Consider the following 4,236-nt stretch of genomic DNA (forward strand, 5'->3'; position numbering starts at 1 on the left):
GACCCACCGCCTGTCGCGCCCTCGTCGCCAGCGCTTGCGCCCGTCATTCCCGTATCGATCGCGCCGCCGATCAGCGCAATTGCTTCCAGTCTGCCGCCTACGCCATCGGTCCAACACACGGTATTGGTCGCCACCCCCTCTACAGCACCGTCGCCCCCGGCCCAGCCCGTTTCGGGCTCGGCATCGCCAACGACATCGGCCGCCCGTCGCGGCGTCACCGATGGCCTGGACGTCAAGGCACCGCCCGGCACCAGCCGGACCTATGCCGCCAAGATACGATCCTGGCTCTATGCCCATAAAATCTACCCCCGCCGCGCGCGGATGCGGCGGCAGGAGGGATTGGTACAGGTTCGTTTCATCCTCGATCGCACCGGTATGTTAGTGGAAGGCGCGATCATTCGAGGATCGGGCAACGCCGTGCTGGACGAAGAGGCCGAGGCGATGATGCGGCGTGCATCCCCCTATCCCCCCGCGCCCAGCGATTTGCGCGGCGAGCGGATCGAATTCACCGCGCCGATCGAATTCGTCCTGCCGGTCTGAACCGGGGAAGGCCGGCAGCGGTAGGATGGTGGAAGCCCTGACGGGGCGCTCGGCGGTGCTGGCGGCTCGGTGCGTAGTGATGGGTCAATGACAAGACCGGGGTGGCGCTTGTCTCCGCGAGCCTTCGCCGTGGCGCGGCTCAATGTGACGATTTCGTTTCATCAATCCAGTTCGAGCTTCATCTGATTGTCATCTCCTAGCCTCTGGCAAGTCACATCCTTGGGGCATCGGCGTCCTCATTCAAAAAAGGGGTTCGCCAACATGACACGCCGTATGCAGTTTTTCGTCGCCCTGCTTTCCAGCAGCACCGCCTTCCCAGCTACGGCCCAGACCATGGCGCCCGAAGTCGAGGCAGCAGGCGGCGAGCAGATCATCGTCACCGCGCAGAAGATCGAACAGCGGGCGATGGACGTGCCCATCACCATATCGGCCGTCAGCGGCAAGCGGATGGCGGAAATCGGCGTTTCCGACCTGGACGAACTGTCGAACTATATCCCCGGCCTCAACATCCAGGAACAGAGCGCCAACAATCCGGGCATCGTCATTCGCGGCATCACGTCGGACAGCGGATCGGCCCAGCAAGCGCCGCGCGTCACCCTTTATTATAACGGCGTCGACATTTCCCGCTCGCGTGGCTCCTATCAGGACATCTACGATATGGAGCGGATCGAGGTCATCAAGGGACCGCAGGCGACCTTGTTCGGAACCGCGTCGGCGGTGGGCGCGATCAGCATGATCTCCGCCCGGCCCAAGCCCGGTTTCGCCGCCGAACTGACCGCCGGATACGGTAATTATGACGCCAAGTTGCTGAGCGGCTTCGTCAATGGCGGGTCGGACAAGGTCTCCGGCCGCATCGCCTTCGCCTGGAAGAAGCGCGACGGCTATGTGAAGAATCTGTCGGCGACGCAGGACGATCTCTATGCCCGCGACCAGTTGGGTGTGCGCGGCTCGCTGCGCCTCACGCCCACCGACAATTTCACCGCCGATCTCATCCTTACCTATGACCGTCAGCGCAATTCCGGCACGCCCTTCATCTCGCGCGCACTGCCGACCTCGCAGGGGCCGGGCAACCCCTTTGGCGCGGCCAATCTGAGCGGTTCGCCGCTATCGTCTTCCGCTCTGCGCGGTGACAAGCTGGGCCTGCGCCGCGACGTCTATGACGCGAACCTGACCTTCAGCTGGGACATCGCCGACGACTGGACGCTGACGATGGTCCACGGCTATCGCGATTTCGACAGCAATGAGATTTTCGATGCGGACGGTTCGGCCGCCTGGTATCTGGAATTTGGCGAGGAGGCGAAGGGCTGGCAAGCAAGCCATGAAACCCGCTTCTCCTACGCTGGCGACCATTTCCGTGGCGCGTTCGGCTGGAATATGTTTCGGGAGAAAAGCAATCAGCGCGTGCCTTTCTCGACGGAAGAAGGCACCTATATCCAGTGCGCGACACGCCTGATCCCCGGCCTCGCCTGTGTAGCGGCCGACGGCACTGTCACGGCATCGCAGGCGACGGCGATCCTCACACAAGGCGCGGCGACAGTCATTCCCTACAACTCGGTCTTTGAAAATCAGGGCAAGAATGACAGCTATTCGATGTTCGCGGATGGCACCTGGCTCGCCAGCCCGTCGCTGGAACTGACGGCTGGTATCCGCGCGCTCATTGAAAAGCGCCGGTCGGGCTTCGTGACGACTGTGCCCAACTCCGTGCTGAGCGGCGCGCCGTTGATTCCGGGTCAGGTCAACACCAATGGCCGCGTCCTGCGTGCCGAAGACAGTTTCGCCGCCTTCCTGCCACGCTTCAATATCCTCTATCGTTTCTCACCCAATCTGAACGGCTTTGCCACTGTGTCGAAGGGCCGCCGGTCACCGACCGTCAGCCTGGACGCGGCCGCTGGCGGCGTTGCCCGCATCAATCGGATCGCGGGGGAAAATGTGTGGAACTATGAAGTCGGGCTGAAGGCCAATAGTGGCATCATTTCCGGTTCGCTGGGTGTCTATTATCAGAAATATGATAATTTCCAGGTCAGTGTGACCGGCACCGACGGCGTCAATCGGACAGTCAGCGCCGGGACGGCCAGCAATCTGGGCGTTGAAGCGGAGGTCGCGATCCAGCCCACCAGCTGGCTCAACATCTTCGCCAATGGCGGCTATATCGATGGCGGCATCGACAATAAGGAAGCCAATGGCCGCTTTGCGGGCGACCAGTTCCGTCTCCAGCCCAAATTCCAGTCGGCGGCGGGCTTCACCATTGACGCGCCGCTGGGCAATGGCATGCGCGTCTTCGCAACGCCCAGCCTCACCTATCGCAGCAAAATCTATTTCGAAGTGCCGAACACCGAAGCCATCAGCCAGAAGGCTGTCATGCTGGCGAACCTGCGCGCAGGCATCGGCTTTGCGGATGATCGCTACGAGATTTCAGGTTTCATCCGCAACCTCACGAACAAGGACTATCTGCTCGATGCCGGCAATACCGGCGGCGGCTTCAGCATCCCGACCTACATCCCCGCAGAACCGCGCTTCTACGGCGTGCAGCTCACCGGCCGCTTCTGAACGGCGAGAGGAAGGAACAATCATGCGCTTCACCATCGATCGCCGCCTGCTCATCAAGGGCAGCATATTGGGCCTGGGGGCCCTGTCCATTCCCGGCGCCGCGCAGATATTGGGCGCGCGCGGCTTTAGCCATGGCGTAGCCAGCGGCGAACCGGGCATGGACAGCGTGCTGCTCTGGACCCGCTATGTCGGGTCAGGAGACAGCAAGTTGCGGGCCGAAGTCGCCACCGATCCGGCCTTTACCAAGGTCGTGTCGGGCGGCGAAGTCACCGCCCGCGCCGATGCCGATCACACAGCGAAGATCACCGTCACTGGCCTTCAACCCGGCCAACGGTATTTCTATCGGTTCATCGCGCCCGATGGCGCGATCAGCCGGATCGGTCGCACCCGCACCTTGCCGCAAGGTGACGTGTCGCGCTTCGGCATCGGCCTCTTCTCCTGCTCCAACATGCCCTTTGGCTTCTTCAACGCCTATGGCCATGCCGCGGTGCGCGACGATATCGACCTGGTCATCCATTGCGGCGACTATCTCTATGAATATGATCGCGGTCATTACCCCAGTCTGGAAGACGCCGTTCCCGGCCGGATCATCGAACCGGCGAACGAGATGGTGACGCTGGCCGACTATCGCCTGCGCTACGCCTCCTACCGGCTCGACCCTGATCTTCAGGCGCTGCACGCCGCCTTCCCGATGATCGCCCAATGGGACGATCATGAACTGACCAATGACGCCTATAAGGATGGCGCGGAGAATCATCAGCCCGACATGGAAGGCGAATGGGCGGTGCGCAAAGCGGCGGCGCAGAAGGTCTATCGTGAATGGATGCCCGTCTCCGATGCGATGTATGACAGTTTCCAGATCGGTACGCTGGCGACCATCTTCCGTCCTGAAACCCGGATCACAGCGCGCAACAAGCAATTAAGCGTCGGCGAAGCGGTCGCCGGGCGTGGCGATCTGGCCAAGGCGCTGGCCGATTTCCGCGATGGTGCCTGGAGCATGCAGGATCGCACCCTGATGGGCGCGGAGCAGGAAAAGTGGCTCTATGATGGCCTGGGTAAGTCCAAGAAGGACGGCACAGCTTGGCAGATACTCGCCCAGCAAGTGATCATGGGCTATGGCCGTTTTCCAACCAATGCGGCCGATTGGGC

3 protein-coding genes are annotated in these 4,236 nt (G+C 62.0%); all 3 read left to right on the plus strand.

The features are described from left to right. A partial coding sequence (locus IL54_RS25380; RefSeq protein WP_037478327.1) for an energy transducer TonB occupies positions 1–540 on the plus strand: 540 nt, incomplete at its 5' end. 273 nt (positions 541–813) lie between these two features. Continuing rightward, positions 814–3,087: a TonB-dependent receptor gene (locus IL54_RS10515; RefSeq protein WP_037475482.1), complete on the plus strand. Its 2,274-nt coding sequence runs from the start codon at positions 814–816 to the stop codon at positions 3,085–3,087. A 22-nt stretch (positions 3,088–3,109) separates the two neighbouring features. After that, positions 3,110–4,236: alkaline phosphatase D family protein (locus tag IL54_RS10520; RefSeq protein WP_037475484.1), on the plus strand; the 1,127-nt coding region annotated here is incomplete at its 3' end.

The sequence above is a fragment of the Sphingobium sp. ba1 genome, assembly GCF_000743655.1.
Taxonomy (GTDB): Bacteria; Pseudomonadota; Alphaproteobacteria; order Sphingomonadales; family Sphingomonadaceae; genus Sphingobium.

What these genes read in the sequence shown, in the direction of transcription:
- IL54_RS10515 (WP_037475482.1), top strand. Translation starts at nt 814, where the DNA reads ATGCAGTTTTTCGTCGCCCTGCTTTCCAGCAGCACCGCCTTCCCAGCT.